Source organism: Vibrio tasmaniensis, from assembly GCF_024347635.1.
Lineage (GTDB): Bacteria > Pseudomonadota > Gammaproteobacteria > Enterobacterales > Vibrionaceae > Vibrio > Vibrio tasmaniensis.
Window position 1 is genome coordinate 1,929,773 of record NZ_AP025510.1, and the last position, 18,694, is coordinate 1,948,466.

Below are 18,694 nucleotides of genomic sequence, written 5' to 3' on the forward strand. Positions count from 1 at the left end.
ACTGTTTAACGAATGAGGCCGGCATCAAGCGAATATCATCAAGGTGACGGAACGAATCCGATTAAACACCGAATGTAGAGCTGCTGTCCGATCCACTGTTGTCAGCGGGAGCTATTGTTGACAAAAGAGGGAGTCCATGTAGCCCAATTAAGGGGTGAGCAACGCTACCACCCAACCTAAAGCATTGTACCGTAACTACTATTATTGAAGTAGAAGGAAAATGCCAAGCGTACTGAATCACTCTTAAATTGTTTGTATGGATAATAAGCACTCCAATCGGGTAATGTGAGACCCAGGCTTTAGCTGCAACTAAAGCTTTCTATGTAGCAGTTCGTTTAAACGCTGGCTCCTCTATCGAGAGACCGATAACAAACATGAACGCTACATAGGACTTCAAGCATAAACCTCGAATAGTCGACTGGGTCTCGAACCCGCATTACGCAAGCATGAGTTAGCTTATTATGAATACCAAAATCAATCAAAGCATCAACGTTGGAGTTGATACTGGCAAAACACAATTAGACATCCACATCAGGCCACTAGATCTATTTTTCTCAGTAGAGAACAATGATAAAGGCATCAAAAAAGCACTCAAAACAATTAAGAGTCATAGTCCTGAACGCATCGTTATTGAAGCAACAGGCCGGTTAGAAATGCCTTTTGTTCTTGCATGTGCAGAGGCTCAATTACCTATTGTCAGAGCAAACCCTGTCCACATAAAACGATTCGCTGGTGCTATTGGCCGCAGAGCCAAAAATGATCGTTTAGATGCAGAATTGATCGCTCACTATGGAGAAGCAATCAAACCAGCTCTTACTGTCATAAAGCCAAAAAACATACGCCTAATGAGTGACTTAGTCATTCGCCGAAACCAGTTGTTATCCATGCAAACCATGGAAAAGAACCGAATCCAGATACTTCCCGCCTCTCTCCATCCGACTATCAAACCAATGCTAACCACGATAAAAAATCAAATCACCAAGTTAGAAGAAAAGCTCGTTAAACTCATTGAAGATAGCCCTGAATACCAAGCTAAAAACACAATATTGCAAAGCGTCCCAGGAATAGGAAACATTGCCGCTGCATCAATAATTAGCAACGTACCTGAACTTGGTTACATCACAAATAAACAAGCAGCATCACTGATTGGTGTCGCTCCAATAACACGCGAAAGTGGGCGCTACAAAGGTAAGCGCGTGATCCAAGGCGGTCGAGCGCAAGTACGCACAGTGTTATATATGGCAATGATGTCAGCCATGCAATGTAACCCCGTATTCAAAGCGACTTATGCTCGACTTTTAGCTGCCGGAAAGCCAAAGAAAGTCGCAATAATCGCGTGTGTTCGAAAGATGGTTGTGACCCTAAACTCTATGCTGAGAGATGGCGCCATGTGGAATGAAAGTACAGCCAAAAACTAATCATTGACGCCATAGTCGTTTGTTAGCTTAAGGGAAACTCGGTCCATCTAGATCTCTATCTATGGAATAGCCGCGTGACTGAACTTTTTCATGCTCAATCTTAAGGCCATTTTCAAGTCCAAACTCTTGTAGAGTTTTACACTCAACAATCTTATTGTCACAACTAATTCCTGCAACCAAAGCATAATCCTTGAAAGTTAAACCGCCACCACCTCCACCCCCTTTAGGGCCTCCGTTTTTATGAAACAAAAAGCGATCGAGATATGTTAAGAAAGCATCTTTCTTTAACCCTGACGCCAATATCTTCTTAATATTCCCAGAAGGCTGTCCAGAGAAGTATGTATCGCCACACAAGCAGAACTCTTCATTTTCAGAGTGAATAGCACCGTAAATGAGAAAATGATGACTATCATGGGCAGACAACTCTTCAAAAGCTAACTCATAGTCATGAAATTTATTTTTCTCACTACTGATTGCATCTTTATCAACCTTGAACTCGATCATTATCCATCTGTCAGCATGTTGTAAAAGTACATCACCAATTTGTTCATGCTTTCCATCAAATGCAGAAATCATTGTTTCCAATGGAAGAAACTTTTTAACAAAGTAGTACTCTACTGATTTTTCCCACCATTTCATCGTATTACTCCTTTAAGCTAACGATTAGCTAAGTGGCTAACAAACCTGCCACCTCGCTCAATTAAAACACCTTAAACACACGACTAAACCAAACTGAAAATGCCAAGCGTTTGTTAGTCCATCTTTAGCGCCTTGTTAGCTGTTTGCAGCGACAGCTTTATTCAATTGGCGTTCAAGGTGTTTATCAGCCTTTCGACAAATATCCTCGAAAGCTTCATTAAATAGTGCATCAACCTTACTAATTTCAGGCAGTGTGACTCCTTGGTAATACATGACTTTGTGTTTTACCTGATTGTAGATCTTGTGAAGAACTGTATCTTCATCGAGGTACTTAACTAAAGAGTCATATAGCCCCGTAGACATAAATATTTCCTCGTGATCAATGAGTAATCTTCGGTACGGTTTCATATCAACTCTATAGCGATTTTGTACATAAAACAGGTCCTTACAAAACTCTCGCCCATCTTCCAAATGCGGAAACTCACTCGGAGCCTCATCAAAAGATAGGTAGTATTCATTTTCAGTTTTTATTCGCTCTTGCAACTCTATTTCAATTTTTGAGGCAAGACCTAATAAATCTAGGTCTTTTAACTTGTAAGCTACAGATTTGGCGTACTTTACCGCTCCAAGAAGCTGATATTCTTCAAAATCATCAGCTTCTTTATTAGAGCAGTAAATTCCATATGAACGAAGCAGTTCATCTATAAGAAGATTATTCATATTTATCCTGATTACTTAACGTGAGACACAGCTAACGCCCAATTAACTTGCGCAGCAACGCAATACGGTGATTCTGCATTGCACCGTAACCACTAAAACTGATTAGAAGTAAAAATGCCACGCGTTGCAAGTCAGGTTGAATTGTTTGTTATGTGGTTTGACTCTGCGAAGGTTTCACAGTGTGAAACTGATAGCAGCTATCTGAGGTTTAACATACCCATTAGATATAAACAAACAGGGAGACCTCATGGAGCTCAACTTAATGACAGATATACTAAACGTTGACGTTACTTTTATGTTCAACTTTCTATCCGATTATCCGCTAATTTTTATTTACTCAAAATTAAATTCGACAATTCAACTCACTTATTATTCAAACAGCATGAGACAAATCAAAAGAACAAAACAAGGATTTTCGCACATGAAAACCAATAAAAATCAATGGAAAACCAAGCTAAATTAGAGACTTACCTGACTACCACATAACGCCAAATTAAGGTGTGAACAACGCAGACACCTTACCTAAGGCATTGTGCCCTAAACACTAAACTGGCTTGAAGTGAAAGCACCGAGCGTTGTGAATCACTCTTAAATTTCTTGTTAGCTGTTTATTTACCTCTAAGACTCAAAGCGTGCTCACGCAAAACTCGTGCATTGTCAGCGTAATAAGCGTTTCCACAAACAATATCCCCGTAACTGATATCTGGAGATGAATAGAACGGGTGAGTCTCATCAGCATAAGCCATGACCGTTCCTTTACCCCCACACATATAGCCATATGAATGTTTCTTGTATTTACTTTGAACACTTAGAGGGACTTGATTTGATAGATCAAATGGCATTCCATCAGTTTGATCTGATAGTGTCTCCATATCATGATTAGCCCATGCTAAATGACCAAGTTCATGCTCTAAAACGCTGTCACCGCAGGTTAAACCAATAGTGAAAAATTGAGGGTAGACTGAAGACATAGTCTCACCGCACCATTCAGTTGTGAACTGGGAAATATCTTTTTTGAAAACCAATCCATAAAGATTGGCTTTATCACTATTTAGACGCTCTATTTCTTCTGGGTAATAGTACTCTAAGAAACTATGTACAACCTCAAACTCTTCGCTTTCCTCACCAAGTATTTCCGACGTATAGACAATTCTATCCAATGTTCTGAGCATCGGAACACACGAATTTTTTAGTGCTTGATTTGAAAAATTCAGCCATCGCTGAATATGCCCTTCAATAACAAATGTGTCATAACGCTTTGTTACTGACTCTGAGACAAAAAAAGTGATTGGCGTTTCTACTGCATCCTCAATCTGGCATTTAGGTAAGCGAATTTCATCCGCATGAACTTGCCAACAAATACCTACCGAAAGCAGTACTAACATTAACTGTGTTTTCATTAACTACCTAATTCAATTTAAACTGCTAACGCCAGCTTAAGCGGACTAAAATTGTTGGTTATAATGTGGAGCGAAGCGGAACCTAACCAACTGTTTTAGTTCCGTTTAAAGCTCTTGTTAAATGCTTTAGTAATTGTAACTATTTGCATTCGAATTTGTAATACCAGAAATGCCGTCTTCTACTAATCCTTTTTGCATTGCCTGATAGATTGTTAAAAAGCTCGGATATTTTAGTAACCTCTTACCATGGACTTTACTTCTGTTGCATCCTATTAGTAGATCTTTACGAGATACATTAAAAGGGAAGGAGTGAGTTCTTGGTTGACGATGAGAAGTTAATAATTTAGATCGTTTTTGTACAGCTTTAAAGATCGCATTAACCAGCCAACCATCTAGGGATGTCATCTGCTGTTCATCATTAATCAGTGGATAAAAGCTCATAATCCCTTTGAAGAAAATTCTATTGCTACGGCCTGTTAGATATGACTCAAGCATGCTTTCTGACAAATTTCCGTACATATATCTACGTATTTCACATATAGCACTAAGAAGTGCTTCATCTTGATTATTTGCAGGAATTTTCAAGGCTTTTAACTGAGCTGATTGAAGTGGCTGTATTAGATGTTTAAACAAAATGTATGAAATTTCACGTTTCATCTTAATTACAGATGCTTCTTTGATTGATACCTTATCAACAGAAATTGAATACCCAAGAAATTCGACGCATTCTTTAGTTTTATAAAATTCAGATTGCATTTCATTTGGGCATAGTAGACTTATACCTTCAGACTTTTGTGGATTTAAAGCAACACCAACATCTTTAGAGAATGAAGTCATAATATCAAGAGCTTTGGTAATTTTAGTGTAGTCTTGAGACCATATAATGGTGTCATCAGCATACCTAGCAAATTGTAAACCTTCTCTTTCTAATTGCTTATCTAATTTCCAACATGCTAAATTTGCTAAAAATAGAGAGATTGAAGTCCCCTGTGGAATCCCTTCATCACGACCTTTTAGAAAAGCCTTTATAACACTTCGTTCTTCAGTACTTATATAAAAACCATTTTTATCAAATTGCTCAAATAAATAAGAATGAGATATAGTGTCAAAAAACTTTGAGAAATCAAACTCAGCGACAAACAACCTTGAATTCTGAGATAATTCAACTGCAATATCCTGAATAGCAAAATGTACGTTCCTATCATCTCTATATGCATAAGAAAATGAACTAAATCGGTGTTTATTTTTTTTAAGTAAGCGATGGTAAAAGAAAGTTGAAATTGCAGCATCAGGGATTTGATATACAGCAACCTCTCTATAGCCACCTGATGATTTTGCAATATCATTTTTTGCAGGCAGGTAAGGTTCGTATGATTTTGCTTCTATTTTTTTTGCAATAGAATATGCAATAGTTTTAGCATGCTTTCTAACGTAAAAAGGATCGAATTTCTTATCCTTTAACCATTGTGGTGGCTTAGCTACTTTTTTTAGATTCGTAGGGGATGAAGAACGCGATAGTTTCCGTTCATTTTCTACATGTAATGCATTATGGTATGCATGGTGCCTTTCAGTTAATTTTTTTGATTCTTTCTCAATATACCAAGTAATATGTTCGTGCAATTCCACTATTTTATCTCCAAAAAAAAACCCAGCTTTCGCTGGGTTTGTTCCACGGACACAACCTACGTAAAAGATAGTCACTACATACCTTAGCACGATGTTTTATCAACTAAGGGACCTGCTTAACCAAAAATCTAAAAAAGCATTTCTAATCAAGTATTAAGGGTGTCCGCTCACCTCTTTAGGCATGTAAGTGATTAGAACAAACATATCAAGTAGAGTCAAATTCGAATTGGCATTTAACGCCCAATTAAGGTGTGAAGCACGCAACCACGACACTCAATTTAACCACCGTAATCACCAAACTTAACCCAAACTAAAAATGACAAGCGTGCTGAATCACTCTTAAATTGCTTGTTGAACGAAGCCGCTACGCGGCAGAGTAAAACGAGTGCGAACCATACTCTTGTAACACCATCACCCTGATGGTCGTTGACAGGAGTAAGCCCATGAAACCCGATGACTTAAAACGCTACAACACCCTTTATGAACAACACCTTACCAACCTAAAGCTACAAGGTAAACGACCTGCGACCATTGATGCCTATTCTCGTGCGGTTCGTCGGATCACCGCTCATTTCGATCGCGTTCCTGATACGTTAACCACGGCAGATCTCAAACAGTTCTTCGCGTCTCTTATCCAAACCCACTCGTGGAGCACCATAAAACTCGATCGTAATGGCTTGCAGTTCTTCTATCGCTACACGCTGGGTAAACAGTGGGAATGGCTCAATATCGTGAAGCCGCCACAAGTGAAAAGACTGCCCGACATACTCACACCGCAACAAGTCAGCTCGCTGATTAACCATACGCGACAGGCTCGTTATCAAGTGTTTTTCTTGACCCTTTACAGTATGGGATTACGCCTTGGTGAAGGACTTAACCTCACCGTTCATGATATCGACAGCCAAACAATGCGCGTTCACATACGGGAAGGAAAAGGCGGGAAAGACCGAATGGTGCCGCTTCCTCTGCGAACGCTTAAAACTCTTCGTGTGCATTGGCTCAGCCATAAGCACCCGCGATTACTGTTTCCAGGGCTTAGAAAAGGTGACAACGCACCGATGGACAGAGGCGGCATTCAAAAAACCATGAAGCTTGTGCTCAAAGAGTGTGACATCCAAAAACACGCCAGCCCCCACTCTCTCAGACACTGCTTTGCAACGCACCTACTTGAGCAAGGGCTTGACCTGCGTTCACTGCAAACGCTGCTGGGTCACGCAAGCCTCAACACCACAGCCCGTTACACCCGAATAACTCAGATAAAGCAGCGTGATGCGGCGATGGCCATCAACCAATTAACGGATGCTCTAGACTTAACAGGGAGCATGAAATGAGTACGTTCATTGAGCTGCTTCGCCAACATCACCGTGCGCTTAAGCGTCACTATCATACTCAGATGAATGGCGATATGCATCGGGCCATTAGGGCGATGCTCCGTTGCAAGACCGAGCAACAAGGTCGCTCACAATGGTTCTGTAGTCACTGTCATCACGACGACCGATTACCGCTTTCTTGTGGTCACCGACACTGCCCTCAATGCCAACAACGCACCACTTCTGACTGGCTACAACGTCAACAGCAAAAGCGGTTACCTGTTCACTATTTCATGGTGACCTTCACTTTGCCGTATCAACTAAGAGTCTTAGCAAGACATCAACCTAGAGCGACATATAACGGTATGTTTAAGGTGGCATCGGGGGTTTTAAAGGACTTTGCGAAAAGACAGATGCAAGGTGAACTTGGTTTTACCGCCGTGCTGCATACCCACAGCCGACAACGAAACTTGCACCCACATCTGCACATTATCGTAGCGGCAGGCCAATACGATGCATCAAGGCAAACATGGCACAAAGGCAACAAGCATTACCTTTTTAACGCATTTGCTTTAGCCAAAATCTGGCGAGCAAGAATGCTAGAGGCCATTAATCAACACCCAACATTGTGGCTGCCGAGTGGCATTCCCAAACAATGGGTGGTCGATTGTAGGCAGGTTGGTTACGGTCAGTCTGCACTGAGCTATTTGTCGCGCTATCTCTATCGCGGTGTGCTGCCTGATGAAGACATCATCCATATCACCGATGATACGGTCACGTTCCGCTATAAAGAGAGCCAAACCAAAGCATGGCGAACGCGCACCTTGCCGACTCTCAAGTTCTTGCTGCTCATTTTGCAACACGTGCTCCCCAAAGGGTTACAACGAGTTCGAGACTACGGCTTTTTACGTGGTCAAGCACACGCCTTAAGAGCCCGTATTCAGCTGTTGCTGTTGAACTTACTCTATATGATGCCGCCACTCACCGCACCGATAAGGACCAAAGCGATACGAGTATGCCCTTGCTGTGAGCATGAGATGGCGTACGTTGGAGTGAGTCGACCCATCTAGCCGAAAGGCATTTGATAATAAGGAGAATGGCATCAACGAAAACAGAGGATACGTGACGACGAAAGAAAGAGAAAATAACTAACTGGTTGATAAGATTGCTATCGCAACCTTATCTTGACCTCGCTCGCCTTGAGAAAAGCCTCAAAGCGATGTGCCCTTCAAATACAATCGTACAATTTACTTAATAAAGTGGCTTCGGGCTTGTTCAACACTTGGGATTTAGTGTTGGCTGCGCAACACCTTAATCCTTATTTGTTATGTTTCAGGATACATCTCACGAATTAGATTCAGTGATAAAGTCCCTTCGTTAACAAGTGGGGAAATTGTGTCTGTCATTTTGATTTGCTGCCAAGCTTTTGCATTGGTTTTAAAATCAGCAAAATACTTCACATTGTCTACTCTTCGAAAATGTCGGAACCATACACCCAACTCTGGTACTGGAGTTTTTATATAGTTATAGTCACCAGATACAGTGCAAACGGCAAATGGAAAGTGATGAGAGATAATCAGAACTTTATCACCGACCTTCATTTGGTTTGCAAAAGCGACATAATCTTTTTGGTGTTGAGGAATCTTATCCAGTTCTTCAAACTCTAAATCGCCTACGCGCTCAGCAAAATCTAAACCAATAAATCCTGCGGATAAGCTTTGTGCGGAATGAAAAGCTGAATTCCCAGAATCATCTGGGTGTAACTGCATACGCCAATACGCCATATCTACCTCATTTTACGAAATTTGAACCTGAAACATAACGCCTGCAATAAGGTGTGCCCCACTAAACAAGCAAAGCACACTAAACTCCATACCAAAACCGCCGAGTGTAACGCATCACCTTGGTTGCATTGTTATAGGGCGTTAACTAAGACGCATCTCAACAAGGTAAACGCATACATTTTTGTTCGAGTGTCCGGCTTTACCAACCACAAAGTTACTAGTGATTAACTGCCTTCCTACTTCATACAAAGTTGCGCCGCTCGAGAATAGAACTTCTTTTTCATGACCAAGGTTTGTACCTTTGTTTTTAAACACAAAAGCGTTTGTTGTTGGGTTATCAACTTTCATAACCATTAAATCTATCTGCCCTGCATCATGAGCTTTGCCAAGATGAAGGGCATTATTTAGGGCAATATTTGGGCATAAGCTAGTTGATAGCTGTCGTGTTGTGACAATTTTTTTATTGGTTCCATGTGTCCATAAGCCACCATGAAATAAATACTGACCATGACCTGGCTTAATATTTAGATTATTGATTTGAGTATCAACCGCAACGGAGTCGAAGTTAGGGTACTTTTTTTGATAGCTGGACAAGGCAAGCGGCGTAGATGAAGGCATCGCGCCTTTCCACGTGCTGTAGTGTGAACAAGAGTTCAAAGCGCCGTCAATATGATTATCAAATCCATTATCACCATAATAAATAACGGCATACTGCGCAGCAGTAAAAGCATCAGAGACAGTATAAAGAAGCTGATCATTCGTCTCTAGCTCCATAACATTCGTTATTCTATAGTTTTCAATAGCCTCCTCTGTGGTTAATCGCCTTTTTGACCATCGCTCATATGGCTGGTTAAATACGTCTACTATAGATAAATTCATTTACTGACCTTCTCATTTGATAAATCTTGATTTGTTCGTGCCCTATAACAGTTCTTAGACAGAAAAATTCTGCATTTAAATATAGAATTATTCTGTCTAGTATCTTGATGAAGTTAACCATACCCCGTTTTTATGAAAACTAACAGTAACTTAAGCACTACGAGCATCTGCTTGCATCCCAAAATACAGACTTTTTCTATATAGTATGAATTGATGTGCCAAACTGTAATTCATGTATGTATAACCAGTTAAAACTAAAATGCAAAAATCACCATTTCTAGCGTATATACAAGAGTATATGTTGGCGAGGCACTATGCTCTTCGTACTACAAAGGCGTACATTTATTGGATTCACCAGTACATTCTTTATCATGATAAAAAGCATCCCAAAAGTTTGACTTCGAGGCATGTAGAAGACTTCCTCACGCACTTAGTTATTGATAAGAAATTAGCACAGAAAACACAAAGCCTCGCCCTCAATGCGCTGGTCTTTTTATACAAAGAGATCATTCAAGAACCCATAGAACTTGATATGCAGTTTCGCCGTTCAGACAAATCTCGAAAGTTGCCAACGGTTATGACTCCAGAAGAAATTGGCAGGTTCTTTAACCACTGCTCTCCTAACTTCAAATTACCTTACCAATTAATGTATGGGTCAGGCCTACGCTTGATGGAGTGTCTGCGCTTACGAATGCAAGACATCGACTATGACTATAAATCGGTGCGAGTGTGGCAAGGAAAAGGAGGAAAGAACCGTATAGTGACAATAGCCCCCGAGCTTTTTCCCGCAATCAAGTTACAACAACAGAAATCCGCAGAATACCATCAGCAAGATATACATGATGAAGCTTTTTCTGGTGTATACCTGCCCGATTCTCTAGCTAAAAAATACCCGAGTGCAGAAAGAAGCTTAAATTGGCAATTTCTTTTCCCTTCTGCTCGTCTGGCACCCGATTTGAGAACCGGTGTATTGCGTAGGCATCATATTCATCCAACAGCGTTACAAAAACACATTAAAGTAGCGAGCCAAAAAGCCGACATTGAGAAAGACATCTCCTGCCACACTTTGCGGCATTCATTTGCTACACATCTTCTTCAAAGCGGTGCAGATATTAGAACAGTTCAAGAACAACTGGGACACGCCGATCTAAAGACAACGCAAATATATACTCACATCATCGACAGAGGGGCCAACGGCGTTGTTAGTCCACTTTCAAAAATATTCGTTAAGTAATTGTCGAGGAATCTCCGGTTCCGAGACTTTGTAAACTTAGCGGAGAATACCTCACTTACATACCTTTACTTACCGAATCATGAAACTTGTTAAATTAGATGCTGACTTTTACTTATCGCTCTAGCCGTAACTTCAGTGATGTTACGCGCCATCAATGATATCCATAAGGAAATGTAAATGAAGCGAATTGAGCAACTACCAATGCCACCCACTTCTGGTGTTTTAGGACATGTGAGTTATTTAAAAAAGTCCAATGTTCATCAGCAAATGTTGTGTTGGATTAAAGAGTACGGTGCTCATTTTCGGTTAAAGCTAGGCATGAAAGATGTACTTGTATTATCCGACGCAGCTCAAATCAAGTCCGTATTAAAGTCTCGACCTGATGAGTTTCGCCGCCTAAAGAATATAGAGAGTGTCTTTGATGAAGTCGGTCTTAATGGCATATTCTCTGCTGAAGAGGAACGTTGGAAGCATCAACGGAAACTAACAGAACCTATGTTTCAGCCAAGTCACCTGAAATATTTTCACCCCCAGTTAAGCGTGATTACAGAACGTTTTGGAAAGCACCTTGAAATGCTCGCAGAATCAGGAGAAGTGGTCGAACTCGTAGCAGAGTTTAAAAAATACACGGTCGATGTGACATCGCTACTGGCCTTCGGCGAGGACTTTAACTCTATAGAACAAACGACGGTGCCACTAAGTAAAAGCTTACAAAACGTGTTTCCAGTAATAAATCAGCGCTGTAGCTCTCCCATTCCATTGTGGCGTTTTTTCAAAACAAGAAAAGACAAGCAGTTTGATGCCAGTTTGGAAGAGATCGGGCATTTCGTTTATGGGTGTATTGAAACACAACGAGCACGTCTGGTTCGCGAACCAACCCTTAAAGATTCACCAGAAAACATGCTGCAAATCATGTTATTGGAACAAGAACAAGATTCATCATTAACTGACCAAGATATTGTTGCCAATGCTATTACCCTTCTATTAGCGGGAGAAGATACCACAGCGAATACACTGGCTTGGATGGCGTTCTTAGTCAGCGGTAATCGTAGTAGTGAGTTGGCCTTACAAGATGAACTTGACGCCCTAGGGAAGAGAAAGGTCTTAGAATGGCCGCTTCCTCGAACACCTTATATGACAGCGGTGATGTATGAAGCGATGCGATTAAAGCCGGTAGCGCCACAACTTTATTTGGAACCCACACGAGACACGCAGATTGGTGACATCCAGGTAAAAAAAGGGACGCCAGTTTTTGTGATGCTACATGCGAATGGTTTTGACCCAGATTTATTTGAAGATCCAACAACGTTTAACCCGAATCGTTGGATAGAAAAAGATGGCGCTTCGTTCTCTAACCTTCAGCCATTTGGTGGAGGAGCAAGGCTATGCCCTGGACGCTCATTGGCCATGATGGAAATTAAACTCGCCTTTCATACATTGTTTAAAGAATTCAGCATCGAACCACAACAAGCCCCTGAAACTGTAGTTGAACAGTTTGCGTTCACGATGTCTCCCGTTGGGTTTAATGTGAAAATAACCAAGCGAAGCTAGCTTACAAATAAAGGTATCCAGAACCAATAATAGAGAGCAGATAATAAAGAGCCGATATTTCGGCTCTCTCGTCTATTGGGGCAAATATAAGTGAGACCCAAATGAGGAATTCAATATAATCAGAAACCAAGGCGAGCGTAGATGCAGCATACCAAGTGTCGTCTACTCGTATATTTTCCCATTATGCTTCAGCCAGCCATGAGCATGGTGATTCCGAGGATCTTTGTGAGTCCAGTGCATTACGCCACCTTTCTTGTTCCATTCATACTCTCCATAAAATTCAACTCTATCGCCCTTTCTCAATCCCTGAATACGAGGAGCTAAATCAATATTATGTGCCACCAGCAAAGTTTGTCCGCTGTCGAGCCTTAAGATAAACTTCTGATGTCGAGAGCCTTTATTATCGTCTGGAAGCAATCGTGAAACTAAACCCGAGCCACGTACTTGAACATCACTTTGGTGATTTTGGTAAGCTTGCTTAAGTCGCGCATCATTGGCCTGAACATGGCTGACACCAAAGCAGAGCAATACCAAAAATAGAGTAATAAACTTTTTCATTTCTTTTATTCCTTTCTTTTCCATACAGGGATATCCATTGAGGCTACAAAACTACGCAAGTATCAATTTAACGATGCTTATACTGAGTTGGGCAATAACCTCTAGATACATCTGAACTACGAAGTTTTACGTGCTTGGTAGAGCGACCAGAAACGCGAGTACGCCACAACTTGAAACTGCCAAGCTTCAAACGACTGCGCATCAAGCGAATCACCTCTGATTCATTTAAACCAAATTGCAGTTCTATTGCTTCAAACGGCGTTCTGTCTTCCCATGCCATTTCAATAATTCTTGATTCAGTCTCTTTAGATAACATCATTACCTGCTCATCTTCAATTAAATGAACAGAAATACGTTCCATCTTACACATTAGATCAAAGACTTATCACTTAAATTGAAGAACCCCAACATCCAAAAAGCAACGGCAGAATTACTAATCCATCAAGTCATCAAGTCATCAAGTCATCAAGTCATCAAGTCATCAAGTCATCAAGTCATCAAGTCATCAAGTCATCAAGTCAGTTTATGGCTAAAGATTAAAACAAGATACCGAAGATGCGACATCGCAATAACCTGAACCAATACAAAGTAATTTCGAAAAACGTAAAACCACGAACCGCACTAGATCGATTTGTAACCACTTATTACATTGAATTTTTAAATAAATTTCTATCCGAACATTATACTGAACGGTGGTCACATTACGCCATAATTATCATAAGTGATACAACCTCATTCCCTTTTATTCATTACATTTTGGAATGCCAAAATCATTCAATTGAACTCATCAACACAGCTTGTTAATTAAGCAATTGAACTCATAACGTAGACCCTGTACGCTTACACTATGCACACGGTTACTTAATGGAGATCAAGATGAACGAACTACTGACAAGCGCCATGGAACAGAAACAACGAACAACAGTGACCAGTTTATTTGCAAGGAATGGATTTAAGATCGCAGCCACTGATTTTGATGATGTGACTTTTGAGCGTGAAAGCGTGTTGGTCAATGTTCGATTCGATGCATCTTCCAACGTTGAATCGATTTCGGTTCTAAACGACTAAAGAGAGTCTCGATGACAAGCAGGTCGCTAAAATGATTGAATGTCCAATATTAGAGTCATTTTAGCGTATCTTGCTTGCTGTCCTTTGCTACTTAATCCCCACCCTCTTCTTTTCCAAAAGCCACCGAGTGACAATTAGGCCAATAACTCGCAATTCCATGAGCTTGGCTTATATTTATTAATACCCTTTGAACAAAAATTCGAAATGATGCCTATGTTCCTAAATCGGTTAATTTATGTCAGCACACTTTCCGAATGTTGTGATTCTAAAGCACTGGAAGAGATACTCACTATCTCACGAGACCACAACCGGCAGAGCCATCTAACAGGGCTTCTCAGCCATAATCAAAAGTACTTTCTTCAATGTATTGAAGGCTCTAGGGATGCCGTTAACCATACCTACAATCACATCCTAAATGACAAGCGACACGAGAGAGTGACCATACTGTATTTTAAGGAAATTGATAGTCGAGAGTTTGGAGATTGGTCGATGGGAGACATTCCACAGTCCTATTTAACCGAGCTGTTGAACTTACAGTTTTCTGCATCTGATCAATTTAACCCATACGAAATGTCTGGCGAAAGTGCTTATAAAATACTTTTAGAGTTAAAGAAAAATTTGCCGTCTGAGTGACCTGACTTCCAAACGGCAAATCTTGAAATCTTGAAATCTTGAAACAGATGATGTCGTTTTGAAGTTAAATAATACGCTTCTAGCCCGAGCTCACGCTCGGGCTATTCGTTTAAAAATCCCAGTCATCGTCTTCAGTAGCCACAGCTTTACCTATGACATAAGAAGAACCAGAACCAGAAAAGAAGTCATGGTTTTCGTCAGCATTGGGCGACAATGCGGCCATGATAGCAGGGTTAACCTGACATAACTCATCCGGGAACAATGCTTCAAACCCGAGATTCATTAACGCTTTGTTGGCGTTGTAATGTAGAAAATGCTTCACATCTTCAGTTAAGCCAACAGGATCATAAAGCGATTCAGTATATTGCGTTTCGATTTCATAAAGAGAGAACATTAATGAATAAGCTTCATCCTTAACTCTCGCCTGTTCTTCCTCACTAAGAGATTGGTAAGCGAGTTGAAACTTGTATCCAATGTAATAACCATGAATCGCTTCATCACGAATAATCAAACGGATCAAATCCGCTGTATTGGTAAGTTTCGCCCGACTCGACCAATGCATGGGTAGATAGAATCCAGAATAGAATAAAAAACTCTCAAGAAAAACACTGGCCACTTTTTTCTTTAGCGGGTCGCCTTCAGCCAAATAATCATCGAGGATAATCTGTGCTTTTTTCTGTAACAGAGGATTCTCTTCAGCCCAGCGAAACGCTTCATCAATTTGCGGCGTAGTACACAAAGTAGAAAATACAGAAGAGTAGCTACGAGCATGAACTGCCTCCATAAAAGCGATATTGGTTAATACCGCTTCTTCATGAGGCGTTCTCGCATCTTCCATCAAGGCTGGTGCACCCACCGTGTTCTGAATAGTATCGAGTAACGTTAAACCGGTAAAAACTCTAATCGTTAACGTTTGTTCTTCTTCAGTTAGCTGCTTCCATGTTTGAATATCATTGGATAAAGGTACCTTTTCAGGCAGCCAAAAATTAACCGTTAAGCGATTCCAAATCTCTAGGTCTTTGCCATCAATCATACGATTCCAGTTAATCGCTTGAACGGGTCCGGATTCCATCTTTTTCATTGCGTTTATCCCTTTATTACAGTGAGCACGACACGCACCCTTCAACTTGAGTACCTTCTAATGCTTTCTGTCGCATTCGGATGTAGTAAAGCGTTTTAATCTTCTTTTTCCATGCGTAGATCTGAGCTTTGTTGATGTCTCTCGTCGTTACCTCATCGTCAAAAAACAAAGTTAATGAAAGGCCTTGGTCAACATGTTCAGTCGCCGCAGCATAGACATCGATTATTGCCTTAGGGCCTATCGAAAAAGCGTCACGGAAGTACTCCAAATTGGAGTTATTCAGATACGGTGCAGGGAAGTAAACTCGCCCAATTTTGCCCTCTTTTCTTATCTCAACTTTAGCGGTAACGGGATGAATAGAAGCGGTAGAGTCGTTGATATAGCTGATTGAGCCTGTAGGTGGAATGGCCTGTAAATATCGGTTGTACAGCCCTGAGCTCATGATGAGTTGTTTCAATTCGCTCCACTCAGACACGGTGGGGATTCGAATATCCAAACGGCTAAATAGGTCTTGTACCACGTCCAATTTTGGCGAGAAATCCTGCTGCAAATATTTGTCGAAGAAAGCCCCATCACTGTAACTTGAGTCTTCGAACCCTTTAAACGTACTCTTTTTCTCTTGCGCCAATTTATTGGAAGCCACAAGGCAGTGATATAAAACACAGGCAAAATAACTACCAGTAAAATCAATGGCCTCTGGTGAATCATAGTGAATGCGTTCTCGAGCCAAAAAACCATGCAAGTTCATCTGACCTAAACCAATCGCATGGCTTTCGTCGTTGCCCTTTTTTATCGAAGGCACACTGTTGATCGAACTCATTTCTGACACTGCATTCAATGCTCGAATTGCGGTTTCAACAGTTTGAGAGAGTCGGCCGCCATCCAAGGCCTTGGCAATATTGAGCGAGCCTAAGTTACACGAAATATCTCGTCCGATATGGCTGTAGTTCAAGTCATCATCATAATTGGACGCCTCATTGACCTGTAATATTTCAGAGCATAAGTTGGACATGTTTACACGTCCCTGAATAGGGTTAGCCTGATTAACCGTATCTTCGAACATGATGTATGGATAGCCCGACTCAAATTGGATCTCAGCAAGCGTTTGGAATAGGCCTCTTGCGCTCATTTTTCCTTTGCGGATCCTCGGGTCGTCCACCATTTCATGGTACTTCTCCGTCACGCTAATTTCAGAGAAAGGTACGCCATATACTCGCTCGACATCATGAGGAGAAAACAAGTACATATCTTTGTTTTGCTTGGCCAATTCCAACGTAATATCAGGAATGACAACGCCAAGGCTCAAGGTCTTAATTCGAATTTTTTCATCGGCATTTTCTCTTTTTGTATCAAGAAATTGCATGATATCTGGGTGGTGTGCATTGAGATAAACCGCACCCGCACCTTGCCTAGAACCCAGTTGGTTTGCATACGAGAAACTGTCTTCAAGCAATTTCATCACAGGGACGACACCTGAACTTTGATTTAAGATCCCCTTAATGGGTGCGCCTTGCTCTCTTAAGTTAGTCAAAAGTAAAGCAACACCGCCGCCACGACGTGAGAGTTGCAATGATGAGTTAATCGCGCGACCGATACTCTCCATATTGTCTTCGATTCTCAACAGAAAGCAGGAGATCAATTCACCACGGCTCTTTTTACCGGAGTTAATGAAGGTGGGCGTAGCCGGTTGAAAACGCTGGTGAATAATTTCTTCCATTAGTGCCAGCGCAAATTCACAATCACCACGAGCCAATAACAGTGCTGTCATAACCACTCGGTCTTCGAACCTTTCTAAATATCGTTTACCATCGCGAGTTTTGAGAGCATAGGAAGTAAAGAACTTATAAGCACCTAAGAAAGTTCGGAATCGAAATTTGGCTTGATAGGCGTTTGCCCAAATTTGATGAAGAAAACTGCGATCATATTGCTCAATGACCTCTGCCTCGTAATACCCTTCTCTGAGCAAGTAGTCGATCTTCTCGTCCAAGTTATGGAAGAAAACGGTATTTTGATTAACATGTTGTAAGAAAAATTGTCGAGCCGCTTCCTTGTCTGCCTCAAACTGAATCGTCCCTTGTTCATCAAGTAGATTCAACATTGCGTTTAAAGCATGGTAGTCAAGGGACTCGTTCTCAAAGTGGTTATCCATGATGTTTCCAAAATTGTTCTAACCCATTTGTTACGATATCAATATCGCTCTGGGTTCCAGATAGTTCGAAACGATACAACAGCGGCACATTGCACTTTTCAGCGACAATGGCACCTCCGCGAGCAAAAAGTGCTCCAAAGTTTCGATTTCCCGACGCAATCACACCTTTAATCAATGCTCGATTCTTCGGGTTATTCAATAGACTTATAACGGAGTTAGGCACAGCTCCTCGCCCCTCACCATCGGCATAAGTCGGGCATATGAGTACGAATGGTTGCTCAATCTCTAACGTCCTTTCATTGGCCTCAGTAGGAAGCCTGATCGCAGGTAATCCTAGCTGTTCGACAAACCGCTTCGTATTCCCAGAAGCGCTAGAGTAGTAAACAATCATTAGTCCAACGCGCTGATCATGTCAGGTCTAAAACCGGACCAGTGGCGATCATTGGCGACAACTACGGGTGCTTGTCGATAACCCATTGATTGAATTCTTTCCATTGCGATTTCGTCACACGTTAAATCAACGACGGTATGCTCAATACCTTTGCTCTGTAACGCCTTAACCGTTGCTGTGCATTGCACACACTGTGGCTTGGAATAAACGATGACATCCATATTATACAACCTCAATTAAATCTTAATGATAA

The 18,694-nt window shown here is 41.2% G+C and carries 19 protein-coding genes; 7 read left to right on the plus strand and 12 right to left on the minus strand.

Annotated features, from left to right (window positions below; genetic code table 11):
- Positions 1-461 precede the first annotated feature (461 nt).
- Positions 462-1,418, plus strand: coding sequence for an IS110 family RNA-guided transposase (locus tag OCV44_RS08660; RefSeq protein ID WP_198591532.1), 957 nt, complete (start codon positions 462-464; stop codon positions 1,416-1,418).
- A gap of 27 nt (positions 1,419-1,445) precedes the next feature.
- Here the strand turns inward: OCV44_RS08660 and OCV44_RS08665 are convergent, their stop codons facing one another.
- From OCV44_RS08665 to OCV44_RS08680, 4 genes are all read right to left on the minus strand, one after another.
- Complete coding sequence (locus OCV44_RS08665) at positions 1,446-2,057, minus strand: hypothetical protein (protein ID WP_139685793.1); 612 nt, start codon at positions 2,055-2,057, stop codon at positions 1,446-1,448.
- 135 nt (positions 2,058-2,192) lie between these two features.
- A complete protein-coding gene (locus tag OCV44_RS08670; protein WP_139685794.1) occupies positions 2,193-2,777 on the minus strand; it encodes a hypothetical protein in 585 nt (194 codons plus the stop codon).
- 608 nt (positions 2,778-3,385) lie between these two features.
- Positions 3,386-4,177 carry a hypothetical protein gene (locus OCV44_RS08675; RefSeq protein WP_139685795.1) on the minus strand — a complete coding sequence of 264 codons (792 nt, stop codon included), beginning with the start codon at positions 4,175-4,177 and terminating at the stop codon, positions 3,386-3,388.
- A 126-nt stretch (positions 4,178-4,303) separates the two neighbouring features.
- Positions 4,304-5,878, minus strand: coding sequence for a reverse transcriptase domain-containing protein (locus OCV44_RS08680; RefSeq protein WP_211349773.1), 1,575 nt, complete (start codon positions 5,876-5,878; stop codon positions 4,304-4,306).
- A 368-nt stretch (positions 5,879-6,246) separates the two neighbouring features.
- Between OCV44_RS08680 and OCV44_RS08685 the strand changes: the two genes are divergently transcribed.
- Positions 6,247-7,134 carry a tyrosine-type recombinase/integrase gene (locus OCV44_RS08685; RefSeq protein WP_139686322.1) on the plus strand — a complete coding sequence of 296 codons (888 nt, stop codon included), beginning with the start codon at positions 6,247-6,249 and terminating at the stop codon, positions 7,132-7,134.
- Entirely contained in the window at positions 7,131-8,183 is a 1,053-nt protein-coding gene (locus OCV44_RS08690; protein ID WP_139686321.1) for an IS91 family transposase, read from the plus strand. Before OCV44_RS08685 ends, OCV44_RS08690 begins: the two co-directional genes overlap by 4 nt.
- Positions 8,184-8,438: 255 nt before the next feature.
- Here OCV44_RS08690 and OCV44_RS08695 read toward each other — a convergent pair whose 3' ends face one another.
- Both OCV44_RS08695 and OCV44_RS08700 read right to left on the minus strand, forming a co-directional pair.
- Positions 8,439-8,897: a hypothetical protein gene (locus OCV44_RS08695; RefSeq protein ID WP_139686240.1), complete on the minus strand. Its 459-nt coding sequence runs from the start codon at positions 8,895-8,897 to the stop codon at positions 8,439-8,441.
- A gap of 141 nt (positions 8,898-9,038) precedes the next feature.
- Positions 9,039-9,776: a hypothetical protein gene (locus OCV44_RS08700; RefSeq protein WP_139686241.1), complete on the minus strand. Its 738-nt coding sequence runs from the start codon at positions 9,774-9,776 to the stop codon at positions 9,039-9,041.
- Positions 9,777-10,035: 259 nt separating this feature from the next.
- On the opposite strand from OCV44_RS08700, the gene OCV44_RS08705 reads away from it, so the two are divergent.
- Both OCV44_RS08705 and OCV44_RS08710 read left to right on the plus strand, forming a co-directional pair.
- Complete coding sequence (locus OCV44_RS08705; RefSeq protein ID WP_139686242.1) at positions 10,036-11,010, plus strand: integron integrase; 975 nt, start codon at positions 10,036-10,038, stop codon at positions 11,008-11,010.
- 177 nt (positions 11,011-11,187) lie between these two features.
- Positions 11,188-12,561 carry a cytochrome P450 gene (locus tag OCV44_RS08710; protein WP_139686243.1) on the plus strand — a complete coding sequence of 458 codons (1,374 nt, stop codon included), beginning with the start codon at positions 11,188-11,190 and terminating at the stop codon, positions 12,559-12,561.
- 162 nt (positions 12,562-12,723) lie between these two features.
- On the opposite strand, the gene OCV44_RS08715 is transcribed toward OCV44_RS08710, so the two are convergent.
- Both OCV44_RS08715 and OCV44_RS08720 read right to left on the minus strand, forming a co-directional pair.
- The gene (locus OCV44_RS08715; protein WP_029222999.1) at positions 12,724-13,119 is read right to left on the minus strand and encodes a DUF3465 domain-containing protein; all 396 of its coding nucleotides are present in this window, start codon (positions 13,117-13,119) and stop codon (positions 12,724-12,726) included.
- A gap of 67 nt (positions 13,120-13,186) precedes the next feature.
- Entirely contained in the window at positions 13,187-13,438 is a 252-nt protein-coding gene (locus OCV44_RS08720; RefSeq protein ID WP_139686244.1) for a TIGR03643 family protein, read from the minus strand.
- A gap of 557 nt (positions 13,439-13,995) precedes the next feature.
- Between OCV44_RS08720 and OCV44_RS08725 the strand changes: the two genes are divergently transcribed.
- Together OCV44_RS08725 and OCV44_RS08730 are read left to right on the plus strand one after the other, a co-directional pair.
- Entirely contained in the window at positions 13,996-14,187 is a 192-nt protein-coding gene (locus OCV44_RS08725) for a hypothetical protein (protein WP_009847119.1), read from the plus strand.
- A gap of 213 nt (positions 14,188-14,400) precedes the next feature.
- Positions 14,401-14,820 carry a BLUF domain-containing protein gene (locus tag OCV44_RS08730; RefSeq protein WP_139685768.1) on the plus strand — a complete coding sequence of 140 codons (420 nt, stop codon included), beginning with the start codon at positions 14,401-14,403 and terminating at the stop codon, positions 14,818-14,820.
- A gap of 109 nt (positions 14,821-14,929) precedes the next feature.
- Here OCV44_RS08730 and nrdF read toward each other — a convergent pair whose 3' ends face one another.
- Genes nrdF through nrdH form a run of 4 tightly spaced genes read right to left on the minus strand, consistent with a single transcriptional unit; the run spans position 14,930 to position 18,662 of the window.
- Positions 14,930-15,901 carry a class 1b ribonucleoside-diphosphate reductase subunit beta gene (gene nrdF, locus OCV44_RS08735; RefSeq protein WP_032555225.1) on the minus strand — a complete coding sequence of 324 codons (972 nt, stop codon included), beginning with the start codon at positions 15,899-15,901 and terminating at the stop codon, positions 14,930-14,932.
- Between the two features lie 16 nt (positions 15,902-15,917).
- Positions 15,918-18,050, minus strand: coding sequence for a class 1b ribonucleoside-diphosphate reductase subunit alpha (gene nrdE, locus OCV44_RS08740; protein WP_139685743.1), 2,133 nt, complete (start codon positions 18,048-18,050; stop codon positions 15,918-15,920).
- Positions 18,043-18,441, minus strand: a complete 399-nt coding sequence (nrdI, locus tag OCV44_RS08745) for a class Ib ribonucleoside-diphosphate reductase assembly flavoprotein NrdI (protein WP_139685744.1) — start codon at positions 18,439-18,441, stop codon at positions 18,043-18,045. The genes nrdE and nrdI overlap by 8 nt, the downstream gene beginning before the upstream one ends.
- On the minus strand, positions 18,441-18,662 hold the full coding sequence (nrdH, locus tag OCV44_RS08750; protein WP_139685745.1) for a glutaredoxin-like protein NrdH: 222 nt from the start codon (positions 18,660-18,662) through the stop codon (positions 18,441-18,443). The genes nrdI and nrdH overlap by 1 nt, the downstream gene beginning before the upstream one ends.
- Positions 18,663-18,694: the final 32 nt, after the last annotated feature.

What these genes read in the sequence shown, in the direction of transcription:
- OCV44_RS08695 (WP_139686240.1), bottom strand. Translation starts at nt 8,897, where the DNA reads ATGGCGTATTGGCGTATGCAGTTACACCCAGATGATTCTGGGAATTCA.
- OCV44_RS08730 (WP_139685768.1), top strand. Translation starts at nt 14,401, where the DNA reads ATGTTCCTAAATCGGTTAATTTATGTCAGCACACTTTCCGAATGTTGT.
- nrdF (WP_032555225.1), bottom strand. Translation starts at nt 15,901, where the DNA reads ATGAAAAAGATGGAATCCGGACCCGTTCAAGCGATTAACTGGAATCGT.
- OCV44_RS08700 (WP_139686241.1), bottom strand. Translation starts at nt 9,776, where the DNA reads ATGAATTTATCTATAGTAGACGTATTTAACCAGCCATATGAGCGATGG.
- OCV44_RS08720 (WP_139686244.1), bottom strand. Translation starts at nt 13,438, where the DNA reads ATGATGTTATCTAAAGAGACTGAATCAAGAATTATTGAAATGGCATGG.
- OCV44_RS08685 (WP_139686322.1), top strand. Translation starts at nt 6,247, where the DNA reads ATGAAACCCGATGACTTAAAACGCTACAACACCCTTTATGAACAACAC.
- OCV44_RS08710 (WP_139686243.1), top strand. Translation starts at nt 11,188, where the DNA reads ATGAAGCGAATTGAGCAACTACCAATGCCACCCACTTCTGGTGTTTTA.
- OCV44_RS08675 (WP_139685795.1), bottom strand. Translation starts at nt 4,177, where the DNA reads ATGAAAACACAGTTAATGTTAGTACTGCTTTCGGTAGGTATTTGTTGG.
- nrdE (WP_139685743.1), bottom strand. Translation starts at nt 18,050, where the DNA reads ATGGATAACCACTTTGAGAACGAGTCCCTTGACTACCATGCTTTAAAC.
- OCV44_RS08660 (WP_198591532.1), top strand. Translation starts at nt 462, where the DNA reads ATGAATACCAAAATCAATCAAAGCATCAACGTTGGAGTTGATACTGGC.
- OCV44_RS08670 (WP_139685794.1), bottom strand. Translation starts at nt 2,777, where the DNA reads ATGAATAATCTTCTTATAGATGAACTGCTTCGTTCATATGGAATTTAC.
- nrdI (WP_139685744.1), bottom strand. Translation starts at nt 18,441, where the DNA reads ATGATTGTTTACTACTCTAGCGCTTCTGGGAATACGAAGCGGTTTGTC.
- OCV44_RS08690 (WP_139686321.1), top strand. Translation starts at nt 7,131, where the DNA reads ATGAGTACGTTCATTGAGCTGCTTCGCCAACATCACCGTGCGCTTAAG.
- OCV44_RS08705 (WP_139686242.1), top strand. Translation starts at nt 10,036, where the DNA reads ATGCAAAAATCACCATTTCTAGCGTATATACAAGAGTATATGTTGGCG.
- OCV44_RS08665 (WP_139685793.1), bottom strand. Translation starts at nt 2,057, where the DNA reads ATGAAATGGTGGGAAAAATCAGTAGAGTACTACTTTGTTAAAAAGTTT.
- nrdH (WP_139685745.1), bottom strand. Translation starts at nt 18,662, where the DNA reads ATGGATGTCATCGTTTATTCCAAGCCACAGTGTGTGCAATGCACAGCA.
- OCV44_RS08715 (WP_029222999.1), bottom strand. Translation starts at nt 13,119, where the DNA reads ATGAAAAAGTTTATTACTCTATTTTTGGTATTGCTCTGCTTTGGTGTC.
- OCV44_RS08725 (WP_009847119.1), top strand. Translation starts at nt 13,996, where the DNA reads ATGAACGAACTACTGACAAGCGCCATGGAACAGAAACAACGAACAACA.